At 68.4% G+C, this 18742-nt stretch carries 22 protein-coding genes; 5 read left to right on the top strand and 17 right to left on the bottom strand.

The genetic code is table 11. The features are described from left to right. Positions 1-10: 10 nt before the first annotated feature. The 11 genes from ASD59_RS04320 to ASD59_RS04275 all read right to left on the bottom strand — a co-directional run bounded on the left by ASD59_RS04320 (position 11) and on the right by ASD59_RS04275 (position 10461). On the bottom strand, positions 11-898 hold the full coding sequence (locus tag ASD59_RS04320) for a cell division protein FtsQ/DivIB (RefSeq protein WP_055828813.1): 888 nt from the start codon (positions 896-898) through the stop codon (positions 11-13). Then, positions 886-1821 (bottom strand): D-alanine--D-alanine ligase, encoded by a 936-nt coding sequence (locus tag ASD59_RS04315; protein ID WP_055828810.1) that lies wholly within the window; start codon positions 1819-1821, stop codon positions 886-888. The genes ASD59_RS04320 and ASD59_RS04315 overlap by 13 nt, the downstream gene beginning before the upstream one ends. A 9-nt stretch (positions 1822-1830) precedes the next feature. After that, on the bottom strand, positions 1831-2742 hold the full coding sequence (gene murB / locus ASD59_RS04310) for a UDP-N-acetylmuramate dehydrogenase (protein ID WP_055828806.1): 912 nt from the start codon (positions 2740-2742) through the stop codon (positions 1831-1833). A gap of 150 nt (positions 2743-2892) precedes the next feature. Further along, positions 2893-4323 carry a UDP-N-acetylmuramate--L-alanine ligase gene (gene murC / locus ASD59_RS04305; protein WP_055828803.1) on the bottom strand — a complete coding sequence of 477 codons (1431 nt, stop codon included), beginning with the start codon at positions 4321-4323 and terminating at the stop codon, positions 2893-2895. Between the two features lie 80 nt (positions 4324-4403). Further along, entirely contained in the window at positions 4404-4844 is a 441-nt protein-coding gene (locus ASD59_RS14185; RefSeq protein ID WP_156376924.1) for a hypothetical protein, read from the bottom strand. A gap of 163 nt (positions 4845-5007) precedes the next feature. Beyond that, the gene (locus ASD59_RS14180) at positions 5008-5454 is read right to left on the bottom strand and encodes a hypothetical protein (RefSeq protein ID WP_156376923.1); all 447 of its coding nucleotides are present in this window, start codon (positions 5452-5454) and stop codon (positions 5008-5010) included. Positions 5455-5693: 239 nt separating this feature from the next. Then, entirely contained in the window at positions 5694-6353 is a 660-nt protein-coding gene (scpB, locus tag ASD59_RS04295) for an SMC-Scp complex subunit ScpB (protein WP_055828797.1), read from the bottom strand. A 181-nt stretch (positions 6354-6534) separates the two neighbouring features. Further along, the gene (locus ASD59_RS04290) at positions 6535-7353 is read right to left on the bottom strand and encodes a segregation and condensation protein A (protein ID WP_055828794.1); all 819 of its coding nucleotides are present in this window, start codon (positions 7351-7353) and stop codon (positions 6535-6537) included. 4 nt (positions 7354-7357) lie between these two features. Then, positions 7358-8407, bottom strand: a complete 1050-nt coding sequence (nagZ, locus tag ASD59_RS04285) for a beta-N-acetylhexosaminidase (protein WP_055828791.1) — start codon at positions 8405-8407, stop codon at positions 7358-7360. 7 nt (positions 8408-8414) lie between these two features. Continuing rightward, positions 8415-9167, bottom strand: coding sequence for an SPOR domain-containing protein (locus ASD59_RS04280; protein WP_055828788.1), 753 nt, complete (start codon positions 9165-9167; stop codon positions 8415-8417). A 76-nt stretch (positions 9168-9243) separates the two neighbouring features. Beyond that, the gene (locus ASD59_RS04275) at positions 9244-10461 is read right to left on the bottom strand and encodes a deoxyguanosinetriphosphate triphosphohydrolase (RefSeq protein ID WP_055828785.1); all 1218 of its coding nucleotides are present in this window, start codon (positions 10459-10461) and stop codon (positions 9244-9246) included. A 21-nt stretch (positions 10462-10482) separates the two neighbouring features. Here ASD59_RS04275 and erpA point away from each other — a divergent pair, with 21 nt between their 5' ends. Beyond that, a complete protein-coding gene (erpA, locus tag ASD59_RS04270) occupies positions 10483-10860 on the top strand; it encodes an iron-sulfur cluster insertion protein ErpA (RefSeq protein WP_082560037.1) in 378 nt (125 codons plus the stop codon). On the opposite strand, the gene ASD59_RS04265 is transcribed toward erpA, so the two are convergent. Both ASD59_RS04265 and ASD59_RS04260 read right to left on the bottom strand, forming a co-directional pair. Then, complete coding sequence (locus tag ASD59_RS04265) at positions 10857-12188, bottom strand: dihydroorotase (RefSeq protein ID WP_055828781.1); 1332 nt, start codon at positions 12186-12188, stop codon at positions 10857-10859. The genes erpA and ASD59_RS04265 overlap by 4 nt on opposite strands. 32 nt (positions 12189-12220) lie before the next feature. After that, entirely contained in the window at positions 12221-13180 is a 960-nt protein-coding gene (locus ASD59_RS04260) for a glycosyltransferase family 9 protein (protein ID WP_055828778.1), read from the bottom strand. A gap of 84 nt (positions 13181-13264) precedes the next feature. Here ASD59_RS04260 and ygfZ point away from each other — a divergent pair, with 84 nt between their 5' ends. Continuing rightward, entirely contained in the window at positions 13265-14053 is a 789-nt protein-coding gene (ygfZ, locus tag ASD59_RS04255; protein WP_055828776.1) for a CAF17-like 4Fe-4S cluster assembly/insertion protein YgfZ, read from the top strand. Positions 14054-14103: 50 nt separating this feature from the next. On the opposite strand, the gene ASD59_RS04250 is transcribed toward ygfZ, so the two are convergent. After that, the gene (locus tag ASD59_RS04250) at positions 14104-14334 is read right to left on the bottom strand and encodes a hypothetical protein (protein WP_055828773.1); all 231 of its coding nucleotides are present in this window, start codon (positions 14332-14334) and stop codon (positions 14104-14106) included. A 118-nt stretch (positions 14335-14452) separates the two neighbouring features. Here ASD59_RS04250 and ASD59_RS04245 point away from each other — a divergent pair, with 118 nt between their 5' ends. Continuing rightward, positions 14453-15103, top strand: coding sequence for a cyclase family protein (locus ASD59_RS04245; RefSeq protein WP_055828770.1), 651 nt, complete (start codon positions 14453-14455; stop codon positions 15101-15103). A 78-nt stretch (positions 15104-15181) separates the two neighbouring features. Here the strand turns inward: ASD59_RS04245 and ASD59_RS04240 are convergent, their stop codons facing one another. Next, on the bottom strand, positions 15182-15853 hold the full coding sequence (locus tag ASD59_RS04240; protein ID WP_235561715.1) for a hypothetical protein: 672 nt from the start codon (positions 15851-15853) through the stop codon (positions 15182-15184). Positions 15854-16142: 289 nt separating this feature from the next. Between ASD59_RS04240 and ASD59_RS04235 the strand changes: the two genes are divergently transcribed. Both ASD59_RS04235 and ASD59_RS04230 read left to right on the top strand, forming a co-directional pair. After that, a complete protein-coding gene (locus ASD59_RS04235) occupies positions 16143-16730 on the top strand; it encodes a DNA-3-methyladenine glycosylase I (RefSeq protein WP_055828764.1) in 588 nt (195 codons plus the stop codon). Then, positions 16688-17389, top strand: coding sequence for a ribonuclease HII (locus tag ASD59_RS04230; RefSeq protein ID WP_082560036.1), 702 nt, complete (start codon positions 16688-16690; stop codon positions 17387-17389). Before ASD59_RS04235 ends, ASD59_RS04230 begins: the two co-directional genes overlap by 43 nt. On the opposite strand, the gene ASD59_RS04225 is transcribed toward ASD59_RS04230, so the two are convergent. Together ASD59_RS04225 and ASD59_RS04220 are read right to left on the bottom strand one after the other, a co-directional pair. Continuing rightward, positions 17386-17640, bottom strand: a complete 255-nt coding sequence (locus ASD59_RS04225) for a hypothetical protein (RefSeq protein WP_235561714.1) — start codon at positions 17638-17640, stop codon at positions 17386-17388. The two genes, ASD59_RS04230 and ASD59_RS04225, sit on opposite strands and share 4 nt — an antisense overlap. A gap of 61 nt (positions 17641-17701) precedes the next feature. Further along, on the bottom strand, positions 17702-18742 hold the full coding sequence (locus ASD59_RS04220; RefSeq protein ID WP_055828758.1) for a DNA adenine methylase: 1041 nt from the start codon (positions 18740-18742) through the stop codon (positions 17702-17704).

Here is an 18742-nt window from a genome sequence, read left to right as displayed (position 1 = left end):
TCCTCTAACTCTACGCGGCGCCGGCGGAGGGCCGGACGGCGACCTCCCCCGGCGTTCTCAGATCAATGCGGTCGAAGCCCAGCTCCAGCAGCCGCTCGCGCTGGTCCAGCGCGTCGAGCTGGATCAGGGCGGCGTCCTGGTCGGTGGCGGGCAGCTGGATCAGGCTGCCATCCTTCAGTCTCAGGTCCCAGCGGCGCTCGTCGACGCGAACCAGCGCCTCGACCCGCGCCTTCAGGCCGGGCCGTTGCGCGATCAGGGGCAGCACTTCGGACGCGGCCTGTTCGGCGCCCTTGCCCACGACCAGCGGAAGGTCGGGATAGCGGCCGGCGTCGGCGCCGGCGATCACCACGCCATGGCTGTCGATGACCCTGTTGCGGCCGCCGGCCTGCCAGACGGCCAGCCGGTCATGCTCGACGACATGGACGATCAGCGTGTTGGGCAGCAGGCGCACGACGCGCGCGCCCTTGACCCAGCCGACGGTCTCGACGCGCTTGCGGACGGCGTCGAGGTCGATCGAGGTCATGGGTTGGTCTGCATACAGCTGAACGGCGCGCTGGATGGTGGCGGTCGCCTCGGGCGACTCCCCTTCGATGAAGACCTTCTCGAGTTTCAGGCCCATGCCGGCGGCGGCCCCGTCGACGCCCTGGCCGATGGAGGCGCTGATGCGCTCGGCGCGGGCGCCGGTCGCCAGAACGCCGGCCAGGACGACGACGCCGGCGACGATGGAAATGATGACCGCGCGGGGAGACAGGTCGAGGCGGCCCAGCGCCGCCATCTTGCCCGGGGTCGCCGGAGCATTACGGGGCGAACGCCCGCGCCCCGGGGATCTGGGAGCCGCGCCGCGTTTTGCAGGCTGGTTCGAACTCTGTCGCCGACCGCCGCGAACTACCGCGGGCATGAGGCGTCCTCCACCATCCACCGCACCAAAGCTTTATAGTCCATCCCGACATGGGCAGCCTGCTCGGGACTGAGCGAGGTCGGCGTCATGCCGGGCTGGGTATTGACCTCCAGAAGGACCAGATCGTCCTTAATATCGTCATAACGAAAGTCCGATCTCGACACCCCGCGGCAACCCATGGCCGTGTGCGCCAGTTCGGATTCCCGCAGGGCTCGCTCGAACACATGCGGCGGCAGGACCGCCGGCAGGACGTGGCTGGAGCCGCCCGGGGCGTATTTGGCTTCGTAGTCGTAGAAGCCCTTGGCCGGGGTGATGTCGGTGATGGTCAGGGCCCGCGGCCCCGATTTTTCCCCAAGAACCGTGACGGCCAGTTCCTTGCCGGCGATAAAGGGCTCGACCATTACCTGTTCGCCCCAGGTCCAGCCGGCGTCGCCGGGCGCCGCGCACGGCGGCTCGCCCTCGCGCACCAGATAGACGCCGACCGACGAGCCTTCGGCGTTGGGCTTGATCACATAGGGCGGCGGAATGACGTGGCCGCGCGCCACCTCGAAGCGGTCGAACAGGCCGCCGCCGGGAACGACGACGCCCGCTGCCCGCAGCACGGCCTTGGACTTGTCCTTGTCCATGGCCAGGGCCGAGGCCAGCACGCCCGAGTGGGTATAGGGAATGCCCAGCGTCTCGAGCACGCCCTGGACGCAGCCGTCCTCGCCCCATTCGCCGTGCAGGGCGTTGAAGACGACGTCGGGTTTGAGGTCGGCCAGCACCTGGGCCAGGTCGCGGCCGGCGTCGATGCGGCTGACCCTGGCCACCTGCCCTTCGAGGGCGTCGGCGCACATCTTGCCCGAGCTCAGGGACACCTCCCGTTCGGACGACAGCCCGCCCATCAGGACGGCGACGTGCAGGTCAGCGAACGGGCGGGTCATGGGATCAACTCAAAGCGGGCGGCCGATCCTCTTGATCTCCCATTCGAGGTTTACGTTCCGTTTACTCTGCACGTCCGCGCGCACGGCATCTCCGAGACCCTCGATATCCGCCGCCGTCGCCTCGCCCGGGTTGATCATGAAATTGCTGTGCAGTTCGCTGAACATGGCCCCGCCGCCGGTGGCCTTGAACAACTTGCCGCGCCAGCCCGCCTCGTCGACCAGCTTCCACGAGGAATGGCCGGGCGGGTTCTTGAAGGTCGAGCCGCCGGTCTTCTCGCGGATCGGCTGGGTCAGTTCGCGGCGCGAGGTGATTTCGGCGATCTTCGCCGCCACGGCCTCGGGATCGGCCGGCGTCCCCCGGAAGGTCGCCTCCAGCCAGATGATGTCGGCCGGCGCCTCGGAGTGGCGATAGGTGTAGCCGAAGTCGGCCAGCGCATACTCGACCCGCTCTCCTGCCCGCGTCACGCCGCGCGCCGAGACGAGGATGTCCTTGGTCTCCGCGCCATAGCAGCCGGCGTTCATGGTCAGAGCGCCGCCGATGGTGCCGGGGATGCCGGCGTAGAACTCCAGTCCGGTCAGCCCCGCCTTGGCCGAAGCCTTCGCCACCATGGAATCCAGCGCGCCGGCGCCGGCCGTGATCGCATCACCCTCGGTCGTGATCCCGGCGAAGGGCCTCCCCGCCAGCCGGACCACCACGCCCTCGACGCCGCCGTCGCGGACGATGACGTTGGAGCCCACGCCCAGCACCGTCACCGGCACGACCGGATCCAGCGCCTTGAGGAAGTCGGCCAGGTCGTCGGCGTCGGCCGGGATGAAGAGCGCGTCGGCGTTTCCACCGACCCGGAACCAGGTGAACGGCCCCAGCGGTTCGTCGCACAGCAGCTTGCCGCGAACGGCGGGAAGAGTGTCGCGCCAGCTCATTCTAATTTCCGTGCATCCCCGCGAAGGCGGGGACCCAGGTTTTGGGGGCCGCACAGGCGGCGGAGGTTTCGAGATCGCTCAGTCCAGCAACGGCGTGGCCGCTCAAGCCTGGGTCCCCGCCTTCGCGGTGGTGCACGGTGAGGGACGGCATTACGCCAGAGCCTCCAGCTGCCCCGGCAGGGCGTAGGCCCAGGCGGTGATGTCGCCAGCGCCCAGCAGGACGACCAGATCGCCGTCCTTCGCCTCGGCCGAGATCACGCCCGGCAGGGCCTCGACGCTCTCCAGCGGCTGCACCGCGCGGTGGCCGAAGCGGCGGATGCCCTCGACCAGCGCATCCTTGTCGATGCCTTCAATGGGGAGCTCCCCCGCCGCATACACGTCGGCCACGAACACCGCATCGGCGTCGGAGAAGCAGGTCGAGAATTCCTCCATCAGGGATTCCAGCCGAGTGAAGCGGTGCGGCTGTACGACGGCGATGACGCGACCCTCGGCCACCTGACGCGCCGCCTTGAGCACGGCGGCGATCTCGACCGGGTGGTGGCCGTAGTCATCGACGATCCGCACCCCGCCCACCACGCCCGTGGTGGTGAAGCGCCGCCGCACCCCGCCGAAGCCGGCCAGACCCGCCCTGATCGCCTCGTCCGACACATCCAGCTCGCGCGCCACGGCGATGGCGGCCAGCGCATTGGAGACATTGTGCCAGCCGGCCATGGGCAGGTGCAGGCCCTCGATCTTGATCGGCTCGTCCAGCGCGGCGAGGCCCTGCTTCTGGATCACCACATCGAAGCGGCAGCCGTCCGGCTTCATCTCGACATTGTCGGCCCGAACCATGGCCTGCGGGTTGACCCCGTAGGTCACCAGCCGCCGGTTATCGATCGAGGCCACCAGCCGCTGCACCTCGGGATGGTCGAGGCAGACGGCGGCGAAGCCGTAGAAGGGGATGTTCTCGACGAAGTCCACGAACGCCTTCCGCACCCCGTCGAAGTCGCCGTAGTGGTCGAGGTGCTCGGGGTCGATGTTGGTGACGATGGCCACGGTCGACTTGAGGCGCAGGAAGCTGCCGTCGCTCTCGTCGGCCTCGACCACGATCCAGTCGCCGTCGCCGACCTTGGCGTTGGTCCCGTAGGCGTTGATGATGCCGCCGTTGACCACCGTCGGGTCCAGCCCGCCGGCGTCGAGGATGGCGGCGACCATCGAGGTGGTCGTGGTCTTGCCGTGGGTGCCGCCGACCGCGATCGAGAACTGCAGCCGCATCAGCTCGGCCAGCATCTCGGCCCGGCGCACCAGCGGGATGCGGCGCTCTCGAGCCGCGACCATCTCGGGATTGGTCGGCTTGACCGCTGTCGAATAGACCACCGCCGAGACGCTGTCGCCGATGTGGGCCGCGTCATGGCCGATGAAGATGCGGGCGCCCAGCCGTTCCAGCCGCTCGGTGTTGGCGCTGGCTTTCGCGTCCGACCCCTGCACCGAATAGCCGATCTTGAGCATGATCTCGGCGATGCCGCTCATCCCGATGCCCCCTATCCCGACGAAATGGACGGGGCCGAGGTCGAACGGTACGGGGCGAAGGCGAGCGATCATCCCAGCGGATTAGCAAGGGTTCGGCGGGATTGCACCACCGATCCGCAGTTCCTTCGCGGCGACCAACTTGCGCGTGGAAGCTAGCGCCCGAGGGACTCAGCGATCTCGCCGAGGTGATTGAAAGTCCGCCCCCGTCGGGCGGCGTCGGTGTCGCCGCACACCGCGTTCAGTTGCGTCGCCACGGCGGCGTCGTTCTCACCCACCGGATGCGCTTCCACCGTGCTCCTCTCGGGGTCGCGATTGCTGCTGTACCGGACTACCGACTTCATCGATCTGGTTCGCGAACGACAATCGAACTCCGCGATCCAGACGGTGTAGCGGTGGTGGTTCGCAGGCCAGGATCGCGGAAACGAAGCCAGCACGGCCGTGAACGGAGACGCTTTGTTTGCGGTCATTCCATCGAGTTGCACAAACACCCGTTGGCCCCTCTCGGAACCGGCCGGGATCCAGAACTCCGCCATGGCAGGGGATGCGAACAGCGCTGAAAGTAGCCCTGCTGTGAGTGCAAATTTGCGGCGCATGGTTTCGTCTCGCTAGCTATCCCCAGGACATGGGGTGGCCTCAGGATTAACCCACTCGGGCTCTAAAGTTCCCTGATTGGCAGCGGTTTCATCAGAAAGGGAAGCGCGACCGACGCCTGTTTTATATGCACCCGTCTGTAAATCTTGATATTGGGACACGACATTAGATGCCTACATTATCTGGCGCGCCGTAGTAATCTTTGAGATGCTTAGCAAAGGCGAAATCAGGGTTTGACGGAATTCCCGTTCCCAACCCCGGATGACTATGAACGTATCCGATAGGGGTACCGGAACCACAGCCGCCCGGAGCAATGGGCACGGTTGGGAGCCCTCCTGGATAACTGATAGCGTTGCCGTTGCTGTCTAGAATGGGATCGCCCGCCTCTATCGGTCCCAGCGCGATCTGACCGGAACTGAATTCGCAAATCAGCGCGCCAAACTCTCTGTTTTGCAAGTCTGCTTCATTGAACGATCTGGCCTTTTCACGAAACGCGGCCTCGGCTTCTTTTGCTTTGGCGTCAGCATTCCATTGGCGCCGTCCCTCTGGCATCGCACATTGTTGCTGCTTATCAGACTGCCCTTCCGGGGGGCTTTCGTCCGCCGGTTCCAACTGCTGCTGGTGGGCGCGGAACTGGTTATGGTGGGAAACTGCATCCCTGCGAACGGCGACGGAGCCCTGACACGCTGGCCGGTGACTATGACCGGTTCTAGTTGAGTAGGCGGTTCATCCGTCATGGCTAATTCCCTTGTTCAGGTTAGCATTGACAACCTCAAAGTTGTGCGAGTCAATATCCGCAACTCAGACAAACAACCCGCGCAGGCTTTCAACTTCCCCGGCTACCGCTTCGATCAGTCCTCAGCCACGAAGTCCTGCGCGAACTCGGGCGCGTCATCGGCGCCTTCCAGCAAGGGCGCGTCATCGTCATCGCCGGCCCGCGACGGGTCCGGGACCTCGAAGCCGACGGGGATGGACAGGTCCAGCAGGCCCGCCGCCTTCATCTCCTGCACGCCGGGCAGGTCGTACAGGCTGGCGAGGCTGAAATGCTCGAGGAATTTGTCCGCCGTCGCATAGGTGACCGGCCGGCCCGGCGTGCGCCGCCGGCCCTTCAGCTTCACGAACCCCATCTCCAGCAGCAGGTCCAGGGTGCCCCTGGACAGGGAGACGCCCCGCACGCTCTCGATCTCGGCGCGGGTGCAGGGCTGGTGGTAGGCGATGATGGCCAGGGTCTCGAGCGCGGCCTTCGACAGCCGGCGCGGCTCCTCGCGCTCCTCGGTCATCAGGAAGCCGAGGTCGGCGGCCGTGCGGAACCGCCAGCGGTCGGCGACGCATTCCAGCTCGACCCCCCGGCCCTGATAGCGCTCGCGCAGGGCCGAGATAGCCCCGCCGACGTCGGCGCCCTCGGGCAGGCGCCGCCCGATCTCGGCCGCCGACAGCGGGCCGGCCGCGGCGAACAGCAGGGCCTCGACGCGGCGCTCGATCTCTCCGTGATCGGGGGCGAACTGGATCATGCCCGTCCCGCCTCCCTTCCGACCGTCATCCTCGGGCTTGACCCGAGGATCAGACCATCCGGTGCGCGGTGAAGGGGATTTCGGCCAGGTCTCGGGGCCGCCCCGAACGCACAGTCCGCGGCCGCCTCCGATCCTCGGGTCAAGCCCGAGGATGACGGCAAGCAAGGGTGTGTGACCTGGATCACGGCATCAACTCCAGCGGCTGACCGCGTCCGCGCCGCTTCAGATAGAGCTCGGCGAAAGCCTCGGCCTGTTTCACATCCATCGCCCCTTCCTTGACCAGCTCCAGACTGGCCGACAGGGTCGAGGCGGTAAAGCTGGACTGGGTCGGACCCTCGGTTCCGCTGTGGGCGGGCGCGACCTGTTCCAGCGGCGTCCATTGCTCCAGCCGGGGCAGAATGTCCCGCAGCCAGTCCCGCGCCGCCTCCAGCCCGAAGGCCTCGACGCGCTGGCCCGGATTGTACTGGCGCTGCCCCTCGCGACGGCGCTGGGTCACATAGGCGGCCATCAGTTCGTACAGGCTGGCGTCGATCCGGTCGGACGGGACGATAACCGTCGCCTCGGGATCGCCGCGGGTGAAGACGTCGCGCTTCAGCCGGGGCCGGCTGGTGATGGTCTCGACCGCCTTGCGCATGGCTTCCAGCTTCTGCAGCCGGAAGGCCAGGGCCGCGGCCATCTCCTCGGCCGGGGGCTCCTCGTCCTTCTTGTCGGTGCGCGGCAGCAGCAGGCGGGATTTGAGATAGGCCAGCCATGACGCCATCACGAGATAGTCCGCCGCCAGCGAGAAATTGCGCCGGCGGGCTTCGTGGACGAAGGCCAGATACTGTTCCGCCAGTCTGGTGATCGACAGCTTCAGCAGATCGACCTTCTGCGTCCGCGCCAGCGCCAGCAGCACGTGCAGCGGGCCCTCATACCCTTCCAGATCGACCACGAACGCCTCGCGCTCGTCGACCTGTTCGGCGGCGGTGAAGTCCAGATTGGGCTGGAAGGCGTCGGTCATCGGATCAGGCCTGGGCCTCGCCGACGTCGGGGCCGCGCGCGGCGTCGAGCTTTCCGGCCAGCAGTGCGGCGAACCGCTCGCGGGCCTCGGGCTCATCGAGCGGTTCGGGCGTTTGGATGATGCGAGCCATGGCCGCCCCGGCCCGTTTCGCCGACCGGCCTTTCAGCTTGCCGACGCCCTCCGCGACCTCGCGCATCTCGTCCAGATCGCCGTTGCAGTGCAGAACGACGTCGCATCCGGCCTTCAGGGAGGCCTCCGCGCGTTCGCGCAGCGTGCCCGACAGAGCCTTCATCGACAGGTCGTCGGTCATGACCAGACCGCCGAACCCGAGGCGATCCCGCATCAGGCGCACCGCCTTCTTCGAGGTCGTCGCCGGCCGCTTCGGATCGATCGCGTCGAAGACGACGTGAGCGGTCATGGCCAGCGGCATGTCCGACAGCGCCTTGAACGGAGCGAAGTCCCAGCCGTCCAGCGTCGCCAGATCGGCGTGCACGACCGGCAGGGCGTGGTGACTGTCGGCGAAGGCGCGGCCGTGGCCGGGCATGTGCTTGATCACCGGCAGAACGCCGCCCGCGAGAAGGCCCTCGGCCGCCGCGCGGCCCAGCTGCGCCACCGTCGCCGGGTCATGGGCATAGGCCCGGTCGCCTATGATGTCGTGGGCGCCCGGAACCGGCACGTCCAGAACCGGGGCGCAGTCGACGTTGACGCCGACGGCTCGCAGGTCATGCGCGATCAGCCGGGCGCCCAGACGCGCCAGTTCGCGCGCCGCCAGAGGATCGTCAGCCGCCTTCAGATACGCTTCGCCCGGCGGATATTTCCGCCAGTGCGGCGGCCCCATCCGCTGCACCCGACCGCCCTCCTGGTCGATCAGGATCGGGCAGGCCGGGTCGCCGATGCAGTCCCTCAGTTCGGCGGTCAGGGCCCGCATCTGCTCGGGGCTGTCGACGTTGCGCCGGAACAGGATGAAACCCCACGGCCGCACGTCGGCGAAGAAGGCCTTTTCCGCCTCCGCCAGCCGATGGCCGCTGCAGCCGTAGATCGCGGCGGACGTCATCCGCGTGTCAACGCACGAAGCAGTCGCCGCCGCCGGCCTTGATCGCATTGCAGAGGCCGACGGCCTGTTCGCGGCTGAGGCCCGTGACGGTGGTGCGGTACACGGTCGAACCGTTGGACGCGGTCACTTCCTGCACCCGCTTGTCGGCGCCGCTGGTGAACTGCGGATAACGGCCGACGACGGCGGCGAACTCGCGGTCCGCCAGGCTCGGGGTCGAGAAGGCGCCGATCTGGACGCCGGAGGTTCCGCCAACGGCGGGCGCGGGACGCGGTTCGGCCTTTTCAGCCGGAGGCGCGGTCGGCGTTGGACGGGGCGCGACGGGCGCCGCCGGCTCGATCGCGGCCGGGGCCGGGCGCGGCTGAACGGTCTCGGGCGGAGGGGTGAAGGTCGGGGCGGCGGTCGGCGCCTCGGCGTCGGAATAGACGTCGATGCCGGCTTCCGGATCGATCGGCTGTGCGTCCAGCGGGGCCTCGGCCTTCATCTCGCCGACCGGCGTCCCCACGGCGGGCGGGGCGTCGTTCGAGGAGCGCGGTCCGGCGCGGTAATAGACCACCACCGCGACGATCAGCAGGACCAGTACGATCCCGGAGATGAGCAGCGTCATCGGCGGGGCCTTGGCGCCGCCTCCCCCGCCACCCCGGCGTGGATCATAGCCGCCGCGATTGAACGGCAGGTCGTCGTCTGTGGGCGGCGTATAGGCGCCGCGATCATGGCCGGGATCGCGGCCCGGGTTCGGACGATAGGGATCTTCGTGGGACATGACCGCGCCTTCCAGCCGGGCCGCGCGAATCGGCGCGCCCGAACTTCATCCTACCTGCCCCCGCCCCCCTTTCGAATCACAAGTCGAGGGCGAGGTCGAGGCTGAACAGCTTCTTGTGTTCCTCGATGGCGTAGCGATCGGTCATGCCGGCGATGTAGTCGCACACCGCCCGGGCCCGTTTCGCCCGATCCTCAACCCCGGCCTTGCCCGACCATTCCGGGGGCAGGGTCGCCGGTTCCGCCATGAACAGCTGGAACATCTCGGCCAGCAGGCGCCGCGCCTGGCTGCGGGTCCGGTTGACGCGATAGTGGCGGTACATCCGCTCGAACAGGAACTGGCGCAGCACGCCCAGGTCGGCCAGCATGGCGGGCGAGAAGGCCACCAGCATCCGGTCGGCCACGCGCACGTCCTCGGACGACCGGATGTTCGCGGCCTCGATGCGCCGTTCGGTTTCGGCCAGCACGTCCTCGACCATCACTCCGATCATGCGCCGCACGGCCTCGATGCGGATCATCCGCTCGTCGATGTCCGGCCAGTCCTTACGCACGCCGTGCAGCACCGGGCCGATCAGGGGCACCTTCGACAGGTCGTCGAGAGTGAACAGACCCGCCTGAACGCCGTCGTCGACGTCGTGGTTGTTGTAGGCGATGTCGTCGGCGATGGCGGCCGCCTGGGCTTCCAGCGAGGCGAAGGTGCCCAGCCGCAGGTCCCAGCCCGGCGCATAGTCGGCGATGGCCTTCCACGCCGGTTCGTCGAGGCGGTGGGACACCGGGCCGTTATGCTTGACCACCCCCTCGACAGTCTCCCAGCTCAGGTTCAGCCCCTCGAACTGGGGATAGCGGTGCTCCAGCCGGGTCACGACACGGAAGGTCTGGACGTTGTGGTCGAACCCGCCCCACGGCTCCATCTGCGCCTGCAACTCGTCCTCGCCCGCGTGACCGAACGGCGGATGACCCAGATCGTGGGCCAAGGCTACGGTCTCGGCCAGATCGGTGTCCAGCCGCAGGGCGTGGGCCAGCGAGCGGGCGATCTGGGCGACCTCGAGGCTGTGGGTCAGGCGGGTGCGGTAGTGATCCCCCTCATGCGCCACGAAGACCTGGGTCTTCTCCTTCAGGCGGCGGAAGGCCGTGGCGTGGATGATCCGGTCGCGGTCGCGGGCATAGGCGTTGCGCGTGCGGCTGATCGGCTCGGGCGTCAGCCTGCCGCGGCTGTGCTCGGGGTATTCGGCGTAGGGCGCGCGCTCGGGGATCAACGTCGGCTGCTCATTCGGCTGCGGGCCTTTGCGATCGGCCACCCGCGCCTCATATAGGCCCCTGTGAGCACCGTCCAATCCGTCCCCGCATTCCAGATATCGCCGTCCGCCGGCGGTCACGGCCTGACCCTGTCCGAAACCGCCGCCCGGCGGCTGGAGACGCTGAGCCGGGACGAGGGCCATACAGTCATGCTGCGCGTCGCCGTCGACGGCGGCGGCTGCTCGGGCTTCCAGTACCGGTTCGAACTGGTCGAGGCGGCCGAGGCTGACGACATCCGCATCGAAGCCGGGGGTCAGGCGGCGCTGGTCGACGCCGTCTCGCTGCCCTTCCTCAAGGGCTCGGAGATCGCCTTCGTCGACGATCTGGCCGGGGCGCAGTTCGTCGTCCGCAATCCGAACGCCGCCTCAAGCTGCGGCTGCGGCGTCAGCTTCTCGATCTAGCCCAGCGTTTCCTGGAACCGCACCGGCCGCCCGTGGGCCGCGCCGATCAGTTCCCCGTCCTTCATCACCACGCGGCCGCGGACGATGGTGGCCTTGGCCTGACCGATCGCCTCGAAGCCGTCAAAGGGCGTCCAGCCGGCGCGGCTGGCCATGTCGGCATGGGCGATCGTGTGCTTTGCTTTCAGGTCCACAATGGTCAGGTCGGCGTCATAGCCCTCGGCCATCCGGCCCTTGCCGGCGATGCCGAACACGCGGTTGGCGCCGTGCGAGGTCAGGTCGATGAACCGGTCCAGCGACAGCCGGCCGTGGGCGACATGGGTCAGCATGACCGGCACCAGGGTCTGCACCCCCGGCATACCCGACGGAGAGGCCGGATAGGGTCGGGCCTTCTCCTCGATGGTGTGAGGCGCGTGGTCGGAACCCAGCACGTCGAACACGCCCTGCTCGACCCCGCCCCACAGGCCGGCGATGTGGTGCGCATTGCGGATCGGCGGGTTCATCTGGGCGTAGCCTCTCAGCCGCGCGTAGGCCTCGTCCCCGTCCAGCGTCAGGTGCTGGGGCGTGACCTCGGCGGTGGCGACATCCTTGTGGTCGGCCAGGAAGCGGACCTCCTCGGCGGTCGAGACGTGCAGCACATGGATGCGCGCGCCCACCTCGCGCGCCAGCCGGACCAGGCGGTGCGTGCTCATGATGGCGCTTTCGGCGTCGCGCACCTCGGGGTGGCTGGTCCAGTCGCCGGTGCGGGCCAGAGGGCGGCGTTCGACCAGCCGGTATTCGTCCTCGGAGTGGAAGGTGGCGCGGCGCTTCACGTTCTGCAGCACCTTGCGCACGCCCTCGTCGTCGGCGACCAGCAGGGTGCCGGTCGAGGCGCCCATGAACACCTTGACCCCGCAGCAGCCGGGCAGCCGCTCCAGCTCGGCCAGATATCCAGCGTTGTCGTGGGTGCCGCCGATATAGAAGGCGTGGTCGGTCCACATGCGGTCGCGGGCGCGGGCCAGTTTGTCCGCGAGGGTGTCGGGGTCGGTGGTGTTGGGCTCGGTGTTCGGCATTTCGAACACGGCGGTGACGCCGCCGAGCGCCGCGGCGCGGCTGCCGGTCTCGAGGTCTTCCTTCCATTCCAGCCCCGGCTCGCGGAAATGGACCTGGGTGTCGATGACGCCGGGCAGGACGGTAAGGCCGGTCGCGTCGACCATCTCGCCGGCGCTGGCCTGCGACAGGTCGCCGACGAAGACGATCCGCCCGTCGGTCACGCCGACGTCGGCCATGCCGCGCCCGGCGTGGTTGGCCACTTCGCCGCCGCGGACGATCAGGTCGTATGTCTGGGTCATGCGCGTCCCTTAGACCGGCGCGCCCCGTCGATCTAGCGCGCGGCGTGTTCGGCCAGCAGCTTCGTGGCCGCCTTCAGCACCCGTTCGGCCGGCAGGTCGTTCATGTGCAGGATGGCCTGGTTCAGGTTCGGGTCGATCTTGCGGTATTCCTCGACCGAGCGCGGGCCGCGCACGGCGACCCCGCCCCATGGACCATGCTCGACCTCATCCGACGGTCCGAAGGCGGCGACCACCGGGACCCCGCTGGCCACAGCCAGATCGGTCCAGATCGTATCGGCCCCGACATAGAGCGCCGCCCGACCGAGGGCCGCGACCGTCTCCAGCCGGCTCAACCGGCCCTGCAGTTCAGTGACCCGGTTGCGCGGCAGCGACAGTCGCACGGTGTGGGCGGCCTCGCGGGCGTTGTCGTCGCCGACGACGATGACCCGCCCGCCCTCCAGCGGCCCGCCGTCGCCCACGAGAGCGACTGCGACCTTGGCGTAGCGTTCCGACGGCCAGACCTTGCCCATCCAGTCCGCCCCGGGTCCGATGGCGAGGATCGGAACTTCCTCGGCCGGCATCAACGCGTCAGCCTTCGCCTGCGTCGCCTCCGACACGAACAGCTTCGGGCCGGGAACCTCTTCCAGCTGCAACACCCGCGCGGCCTGTTCGACGGCATGGACCCCGGCTTCCCAGGCCCCGCGCACCGCCCGCTTCTGGCGCTTCAGCTTGGCGGACAGGGTGGTGCCGCGCATGTCGACCACCAGCCCCCAGCGCGTCTCCCGCACCTTGTTCCACAGTCCCAGCCAGTCCAGCCGGCTGTCCCGCTCAAGCACGATCAGGCGATCGAGACGCGGGGTGTCGGCGAACAGGGGCGCGCTCTTGGGTGAGCCGACCACCGTGAAGGTCGCTTGCGGCATGGCGGCGACCAGATAGGCCAGCACGCCTGACGACAGGATCGCGTCGCTCGCGTCGGCCTCGGCGATGTACAGAATGGGAAACCGGCTCGCCATCGATGCACCGTATACGGATTCTCTCTTCGTATCAGGCGTGTCACAGGTGTGGTCCACAGGCGCGCGCCGCCCTATCTAGGCGTAATGGCCCCTCGCATCGCCCGACTCGACAGCCGCGCCCTGATCCGCGTGACCGGTCCCGAAGCCCGGCCCTTCCTGCACAATCTGCTGACCCAGGACGTCGAGTCCCTGGCCCCGGGACAGCTGCGGTTCGGCGGCCTGCTGTCGCCGCCGGGGCGGCTGCTGTTCGACCTCTTCGTGTCGGGACTCGAGGACGGCGTCCTGCTGGACGTCGCCGCCGACCGCCGCGAGGCGCTGGTGCATCGGCTGGCCATGTACCGGCTGCGCGCCCAGGTCGCGGTCGAAGCCGACGACGGCGCAGTCTTCGCGGCCTGGAACGGCGAGGCCGAGGGCTTCATCCCCGACCCGCGCACGCCCGCCCTCGGTGGGCGGCGCTACGGCGGCGACGTCGAAACAAACGCGACCGAGGACGACTGGCAGGCGCATCGCCTGGCCGTCGGCGTTCCGGATCCGGCGGCCGACGCTCCGTCTGACAAGACCTATCCCATCGAGGCCGATTTCGACCTGCTGAACGGCATCGACTTCCAGAAAGGCTGTTTCGTCGGCCAGGAGACCACCTCGCGGATGAAGCGGCGCGGGGCGATCAGGAGCCGCATGCTGCCCATCGCCTTCGACGGGCCCGCCCCCGCCTTCGGCGCAGAGGTGCTGAACGGTGAACTGCGCGCCGGGGAAGTGCTCAGCGGGCGCGAGGGCGCGGCCATGGCGCTGGTGCGGCTGGACCGGATCGACGGAGCCCTGACCGTGGATGGCCGCGCAATCACGGTCAGACGGCCGGACTGGGCCCGGCTCTAGAACGAAAACGCGCCCGAAGCGGACTTCGGGCGCGTCTCTCTGCGGAAGGCCTATTTTTCGGCGGGGGTTTCGATGGCGGCGTCGACGTTTTCGGCCGCCTGGTTGGTTGCGGCGGCGGCGTTGTCGGCGGCGGCTTCGGCGTTGACGGCGGTGTCGTCAGCGGCCGAGGCGACCGTGGCGCCGGCCGCGTCTGCGGTGGCGTCGGCGTTCTCTTCGGTCTGCTGCGAGCAGGCCGTCAGGGTCAGGGCGGCCGCGGCGGCGGCGAACAGGGCGATACGCATGGGAGAAGTCCTTCCTTGTTGGAAAGAAGGTTGTTCAACCTGCGCCGTGACTTGTCCAGCGCTTTGACCCCCGCGAACCGCTCGCGCATCATCGCCGTCCCCCACCCCGGAGCCGCCCATGCCCCTGATCGACCTCAGCCACACGATCGAGGCCGGCATGGTCACCTACAAGGGCCTGCCCGCGCCCCTGATCTGCGACCACCTGAGCCGCGAGGCCTCGCGCACCAACTATGAGGCCGGCACGGAATTCCAGATCGGCCGGATCGAGATGGTCGGCAACACCGGCACCTATCTGGACACGCCCTTCCACCGCTACGCCGACGGCGAGGACCTCAGCGACGTCGGCCTGGACCGCGTCGCCGCCCTGCCCGGCCTCGTCGTCCGCGTCCCCGATATCCAGGTGGTGGACGCTGACCGGTTCGCGGACCTCGACGTGCGCGGCAAGGCGGTGCTGGTCCACACCGGCTGGGCCCGCCACTGGCGCACCGACGCCTATTTCGAGGACCACCCGTTCCTCACCGAGGCCGCCGCCGCCCTGCTGGTTCAGGCGGGGGCCGCGCTGGTCGGCATCGACTCCCACAACATCGACGACACCCGCACCCGGTCGCGCCCGGCCCACACGCTTCTGCTGGGCGCGGGCATCCCGATCTGCGAGCACATGCGCGGGCTCGAACTGGCGCCCGATAGCGGCTTCCGCTTCACGGCCGCCCCGCCGAAGGTGAAGGCGTTCGGAACGTTTCCGGTGCGGGCGTTCGCCGAGGTGGGCTGACGTCTCCCGAACGATGACCGCCGATCGCGGGAAGGGCGCCAAAGGAGGCGGCCTTCCCGCGAAGCTGACCGGTCCTGATCAGTTCGGCCGTCTCGGGGTCGGTGTCTCCGTCGACTCTTCGCGTAGGCCGGCGTTGCCGTTGGAGTTGGTGACGCCCTGTGCATTGGCGCGGTCCGGCGCCTGCCGATCGGAGCGTGCATCAGCGCGCACTTCGGCCCCGACGTTGAGAGACGCTTCGAGGCTTCGACGGTTGAGTTCTGCGGTCACCGCCCGCGCCTCCCGCTCGCTGAGGCGCCCGGTGACGCCTGTACGCAGACCGGCGTTGGCGTTGGACCGTTCGAGGGCGCGCGCGTTGGCGCGCTCGGGTCCGCGCCGGTTCGATCGGGAGTCGATGCGGCGGTCCTGGCCGTCAGCGTCGGTTTCGACCACGTCCGCGGTAAACCCTGCGTTGGCGTTGGCGTTCGCGGCGGCGTTGGGATTGGCCCCCGCATTCGGCGACCGGCGTTCGCGCGCTTCCGACCGGACGGCTTCGCCGTTTCGCGTCGCGCGGGCCGTTGAACTGATCGCGGCGCCCGCGCCGGCCGAACGGTCGGGCAGGGTCGCGCGAGGTTCACGCATCATGGAAGAAGGGGGCGCGGAGGGGCGCATCGACTGGCCGGGGGTCGTGCCTCCCGGGCGGCCTTGCGCGGAAGCTGCTCCGGCTATGAGAGCGGCTACGCCTACGGTGGCGAACAGTAAACGGGTCTTCATGATGGTAATCCTTCTACAAGCCCCGATGCCAAACGGCTCGGCCACCCCGTCGTTCCGTCGCTTGTTCGGTTGCAATAAAGCTTTACTGATTACTCTATTAACCAACTCAAAGGATTCGTTCGTGTTGATCCGGCAGAAATCGACGATGCCTACCTTATGTGAACGCTGTTTCAGCGCCTCCGTGAGAATCTTACCTTGACCGTTCTTTCATGGCCCGGGTCGCAGTGACATAAAGGACCGACTCGCGGAATCCCGGCGCACATTACTCTCCAGACGCTACCCTCCCCCCATGCCCGACTCACTCCACCGCTGCGCCTGGTGCGGGACCGATCCGCTGTACGTCGCCTATCACGACGATGAATGGGGCGTGCCCGAGTATGACGCCCGGGCGCTGTGGGAGAAGTTGGTGCTGGACGGCTTCCAGGCCGGGCTGGCCTGGATCACCATCCTCAGGAAGCGCGAAGGGATACGTGACGCCTTCGACGGCTTCGATCCTGAGAAGGTCGCCGCCTATGGCGAGGCCGACATCGAACGGCTGCTGGTCGACGCCCGCATCATCCGTTCGCGGGCCAAGATAAACTCGGCCGTCAAGGGCGCGAGGATCTGGCTGGAGGTGCGCGACAGCGGCGAGGATTTCAGCGAATGGCTGTGGTCCTTCGTCGGCGGCGCCCCGATCCAGAACGCCTGGCCCGACAGCGACGGCCGCCCGGTCGCGACCCCCGAGTCCGAAGCGATGGCCCGGGCCTTGAAGAAGCGCGGCTTCACCTTCTGCGGGCCCGTGATCGTGTACGCCTTCATGCAGGCTGTGGGCATGGTCAACGATCACGGCGTCGAATGCTTCCGTCACAAGGCGGTTCGTGCGATGGCCGGACGGTGAAGACTCCGGCGAAAACTCCTGCAAAGGCAAAGCTCAAGGAAGCGCGCGTCTTCCCGACCCTGGGTCTCGAATTCCTCCTGATCCAGTCCAGCGGCGGCCCTGTGTGCGGCGTGGACGAGGCGGGGCGCGGTCCCTGGGCCGGGCCGGTGTCGGCCGGGGCCGTGATCCTGAACCCGGACGACCTGCCCCCGGGCATCGACGACTCCAAGGCCCTGACCCACGTCCGGCGCGAGGCGCTGGAGATCGAGATCAAGGCCCGCGCCGTGGCTTGGGGCGTCGGCTTCGCTTCGGTGGAAGAGATCGCGGAGCTGAACATCCTTCACGCCACAGGCCTGGCCATGTGCCGGGCCATCGAGGCGCTGCAGGTGCAACCGGTCGCGGCGCTGGTGGACGGCAACTACCGGTTCAAACTGCCGTGCGATGTCCAGACGGTGGTCGGCGGCGACGGACTGTCGCTTTCGATCGCGGCGGCCTCGATCCTGGCCAAGACGGCGCGCGACCGGCTGATGGTCGAGCTGGACGCGGAATACCCGGGCTACGGCTTCGCGGGCCACAAGGGTTACAATGCGCCGGTGCATCAGGAAGCGCTGAAGACCCTTGGCCCCTGCCCCGCGCACCGGCGCGGCTGGGCTCCGATCCGGGCCTTGCTCGAACTCTAGATGTGCAACGCGCCGCCCAGCAGCGCGCCCATCAGAGCCGCAATCATGCCGCCGCCGACGATATGAAGCCACGCCGGGAGGCAGGCGAACTCTTCCCGAAGTGTCGGGCCCGGCCGCTCGGACCGATATCCGTCGTTGGCCGGACGCGCATCGACCCGCCGCGCCACGGGCGGACGCCACGCCACGGTGTCGAACGCATCGACAGTCCGGCCATAGGCGTGGTGGGCGTACTGGCGGCGGGCGGGGGTCATCGACAGCTGTTCCATGCCGCCCTAACGGCCCGGGAATCCGTCAGGTTCCGTACGGTCTCGTTCAGGCCGCGTCAGCCAGGCTGACAGGGCGTTCGCTGACCACGAACAGGTACTCGACATTCCTCAGCCGGCCCACGGCCCCGACCTTCTCGCCCTTCGGGTTGTGGATGCCGATGCGGGCGCCGACGTAGCGCGGCCGGGCGATCTCGATGACCTGGACCTCGCCGCGGCCGGACAGCATGGTCACCAGCTGGTCGCGCGCCAGATAGCCCTCGTCGTTGAACGAGACGATCAGGTTCGGCGCCTTCAGCCCCTCGATCACGGCCTGCAGCGCCGGAGCGATGCCGGGCTTGCTGTTGAAGGCGCTCTTGCGCGTGCGGACGTCGATGCGCTTGTTGGCGACGCCATAGGTCTCGGGCCGGTCCCAAAGGACCAGACTCTCCCAGCAGTGGTAGTTCCCCAGATAGGAATGCTGGTTGTACGGCGGGTCCAGGTAGACGAGGTCAGCCTCGATCTGCGGCGCCAGTTCAACCGCGTCGGCGTGGGTCGCCTTGCACGGCCCGGCCGCGACGCCGGGCAGGATGTCGGGCATCCGCAACTCCAGCGGCTTCAGCGCCCGCGCCGCCCATTGCTTCATATAGGCCATCTGCAGGCCGGCGGTGGAATCCACCCGGTCGGCGGCCTCCATCAGGCTGACCAGGGCGATGGCCTCCAGTTCGGGCTCCAGCGCCAGGGCCGCGATCCGGTCGCGCATGGCGTCGATGGCGGCGCCGTTCGCCGGGGTGAAATAGCGGGCGTCCTCGCAGAAGGCCTTGGTGAACCAGCCGGCCTCGGGGGTCACGGCCCGCAGCTCGGCCAGCACGGCCTGCGCCTTGTCCAGCCAGCGCTCCCGATCGGCCTGCACATAGGCCGTGGCGAGCGTGTGGGCGTAGGCGTTGTGGTCGTTCGACCAGACCTGGAACCCCTCGCGTTTCAGGGCGTGCCCCACCCGGGCGCTGCCCGAGAACAGGTCGCACACCGTGCCGCCATCGGGCAGGCCGGCGCGGACCGCGGTCGCGATCTGCGTCAGCAAAGCCCGCTTCGACCCGATGTATTTGATCAT

The sequence above is a fragment of the Brevundimonas sp. Root608 genome (assembly GCF_001427825.1).
Classification (GTDB): Bacteria; Pseudomonadota; Alphaproteobacteria; order Caulobacterales; family Caulobacteraceae; genus Brevundimonas.
Note: the sequence above shows the minus strand (reverse complement) of the source record. Positions and strands in the feature narration are given on the sequence as shown.

What these genes read in the sequence shown, in the direction of transcription:
- ASD59_RS04320 (WP_055828813.1), bottom strand. Translation starts at nt 898, where the DNA reads ATGCCCGCGGTAGTTCGCGGCGGTCGGCGACAGAGTTCGAACCAGCCT.
- ASD59_RS04315 (WP_055828810.1), bottom strand. Translation starts at nt 1,821, where the DNA reads ATGACCCGCCCGTTCGCTGACCTGCACGTCGCCGTCCTGATGGGCGGG.
- murB (WP_055828806.1), bottom strand. Translation starts at nt 2,742, where the DNA reads ATGAGCTGGCGCGACACTCTTCCCGCCGTTCGCGGCAAGCTGCTGTGC.
- murC (WP_055828803.1), bottom strand. Translation starts at nt 4,323, where the DNA reads ATGATCGCTCGCCTTCGCCCCGTACCGTTCGACCTCGGCCCCGTCCAT.
- ASD59_RS14185 (WP_156376924.1), bottom strand. Translation starts at nt 4,844, where the DNA reads ATGCGCCGCAAATTTGCACTCACAGCAGGGCTACTTTCAGCGCTGTTC.
- scpB (WP_055828797.1), bottom strand. Translation starts at nt 6,353, where the DNA reads ATGATCCAGTTCGCCCCCGATCACGGAGAGATCGAGCGCCGCGTCGAG.
- ASD59_RS04290 (WP_055828794.1), bottom strand. Translation starts at nt 7,353, where the DNA reads ATGACCGACGCCTTCCAGCCCAATCTGGACTTCACCGCCGCCGAACAG.
- nagZ (WP_055828791.1), bottom strand. Translation starts at nt 8,407, where the DNA reads ATGACGTCCGCCGCGATCTACGGCTGCAGCGGCCATCGGCTGGCGGAG.
- ASD59_RS04280 (WP_055828788.1), bottom strand. Translation starts at nt 9,167, where the DNA reads ATGTCCCACGAAGATCCCTATCGTCCGAACCCGGGCCGCGATCCCGGC.
- ASD59_RS04265 (WP_055828781.1), bottom strand. Translation starts at nt 12,188, where the DNA reads ATGACCCAGACATACGACCTGATCGTCCGCGGCGGCGAAGTGGCCAAC.
- ASD59_RS04260 (WP_055828778.1), bottom strand. Translation starts at nt 13,180, where the DNA reads ATGGCGAGCCGGTTTCCCATTCTGTACATCGCCGAGGCCGACGCGAGC.
- ygfZ (WP_055828776.1), top strand. Translation starts at nt 13,265, where the DNA reads ATGGCCCCTCGCATCGCCCGACTCGACAGCCGCGCCCTGATCCGCGTG.
- ASD59_RS04250 (WP_055828773.1), bottom strand. Translation starts at nt 14,334, where the DNA reads ATGCGTATCGCCCTGTTCGCCGCCGCCGCGGCCGCCCTGACCCTGACG.
- ASD59_RS04245 (WP_055828770.1), top strand. Translation starts at nt 14,453, where the DNA reads ATGCCCCTGATCGACCTCAGCCACACGATCGAGGCCGGCATGGTCACC.
- ASD59_RS04240 (WP_235561715.1), bottom strand. Translation starts at nt 15,853, where the DNA reads ATGAAGACCCGTTTACTGTTCGCCACCGTAGGCGTAGCCGCTCTCATA.
- ASD59_RS04235 (WP_055828764.1), top strand. Translation starts at nt 16,143, where the DNA reads ATGCCCGACTCACTCCACCGCTGCGCCTGGTGCGGGACCGATCCGCTG.
- ASD59_RS04230 (WP_082560036.1), top strand. Translation starts at nt 16,688, where the DNA reads ATGCTTCCGTCACAAGGCGGTTCGTGCGATGGCCGGACGGTGAAGACT.
- ASD59_RS04225 (WP_235561714.1), bottom strand. Translation starts at nt 17,640, where the DNA reads ATGACCCCCGCCCGCCGCCAGTACGCCCACCACGCCTATGGCCGGACT.
- ASD59_RS04220 (WP_055828758.1), bottom strand. Translation starts at nt 18,742, where the DNA reads ATGATCAAATACATCGGGTCGAAGCGGGCTTTGCTGACGCAGATCGCG.